Below are 1,798 nucleotides of genomic sequence, written 5' to 3'. Positions count from 1 at the left end.
TGAGTGACTCTGTCGGGAATCTTGAGGACGGCAGTTAACGATCGTGACGTTGCGTCAGGCTCGTTGGAACGTCCCGCCCTCGTTCCCCAGGAGCCCGATGTGTCCCTCCAACCTCACTCCGGAGCCGAGATCCCGCCGCTGACCGCCCGGGTTGCCCGCGCGGCCAACCCCAAGGGCACCACCGCGATGTGGATCCGCGACCGCCTCGATGGCCTCTGGAGTGACGAGGACTTCACCGCCTGGTACCCGCGTGACGGCCGCCCTGGGCTCTCACCCGCCCAACTCGCCACCGTCTGCGTGCTGCAGTACGCGATGAACCTCTCCGACCGCCAGGCCGCCGAGGCGGTGCGCTGCCGAATCGACTTCAAGTACGCCCTCGGACTGGACCTGGACGATCCCGGCTTCCACCACAGCGTCCTGTCCGACTTCCGCGACCGGCTCGCCGAAGGCGACCGCGCCGACCGGCTACTGGGCCCCGCACTCACCCGGATCCGACGGGCCGGCCTGCTCAAGGGGCGCGTCACGCAGCGCACCGACTCCACCCACGTCCTGTCCGCCGCACGGGAGTTGACCCGCCTGGAGCTGGTGACCGAGGCGGTCCGCGCCGTGCTGGAAGAGGTGGCCCGCGACGCGCCAGAGGTGCTGGATGAGCTGGTCACCGCCGAATGGGCCCAACGCTACGGCCGGCCGGTTCGCCTGTGCTCCCAGCCCAGCCACCCCGTCGCCCGTCTGGAGCAGGTGGGCAACGACGACCGCGAACTGCTGCAACGCCTTGACGCCCGGCTCCCCGGCGGCGTTCCGGCGCAGGCGAAGGTGCTCCGAACGATCCTGGTGCAGCACTTCCTGGTGGATGCCAAGGGGCGGTTTAGGCCGCGCACGAAGCGCGACGGTCGGCCGCCCTCCCGGATTCAGATCGAGTCGCCGTATGAGACCGAGGCACGCTGGACGCGTCGCGGCGACACCCGCTGGACCGGCTACCTCGTACACGTGACCGAGACCTGCGACGACAAGCGGATCAACGTCATCACCGACGTGGCCACCGCCGTCTCCAGCGCGGACAGCCAGGCGCTGCCCGGCATCCACGCCCGCCTCAGGCGGCTGCGCCTGCTGCCGGACCGGCACCTGGTCGACGGCGGCTACACCTCCGTGGCCGGCATGGACGCCGCCGCCCGCCTGCACCGCGTCACTCTGATCGGGCCGCTTCCGCCCAGCACCACGCCGCAGCACCGGGCCAACGACGGATTCGGCCGGGAGAACTTCATCATCGACTTTGACCAGCGCGAGGTAACCTGCCCCAACGGGCAGGTCAGCGGCAACTGGCAGGACCTGCCGGTGGCCGAGCCGACCAAGGTCGCAGTCCGGTTCGACGCCCGCCAGTGCGGCCGCTGCCCCGAGCGGGCCAAGTGCACTCCAGGCCCGTTTCGCAGCCTGTACTTTCCCACCCGCCGCCTGCACGAACTCCAAACCAAGAACCGCGCCGACCAGCAGGATGCGGACTGGCGCCGACTCTACGGGCGACGCTCGGGAGCCGAGGGCACCATCGAGGAGTTCGCGGACGGCCACCGCGGACGCCGGTGCCGCTACCGCGGCCTGGTCAAGACGCACGTCCAGCACGTCCTGACCGCACTCGCGATCAACGTCGAGCGGCTGAGCCTTCAAGACCCCGCCGACGGCTCGTACCGGCCCCGCCCTCCCACAGCATTCCAGCAGTACCTCGACGCAAGAGACTTACCCCGGCCGCTGTGGTGGCGCCAAGGGAAGTGACGCCCGTCCTCAAGATTCCCGACAGAGTCACTCA

General features: G+C 69.9%; 1 protein-coding gene. It reads left to right on the top strand.

Annotated features, from left to right (window positions below; translation table 11 throughout):
• Positions 1 to 99 precede the first annotated feature (99 nt).
• On the top strand, positions 100 to 1,764 hold the full coding sequence (locus KVT45_RS54875; protein ID WP_217562599.1) for an IS1182 family transposase: 1,665 nt from the start codon (positions 100 to 102) through the stop codon (positions 1,762 to 1,764).
• Positions 1,765 to 1,798 lie beyond the last annotated feature (34 nt).

Source organism: Streptomyces sp. GbtcB6 (genome assembly GCF_019091475.1).
Lineage (GTDB): Bacteria > Actinomycetota > Actinomycetes > Streptomycetales > Streptomycetaceae > Streptomyces > Streptomyces hyaluromycini.
The sequence above is the reverse complement of the archived record's forward strand: the minus strand, read 5'-3'. Positions and strand labels throughout refer to the sequence as shown.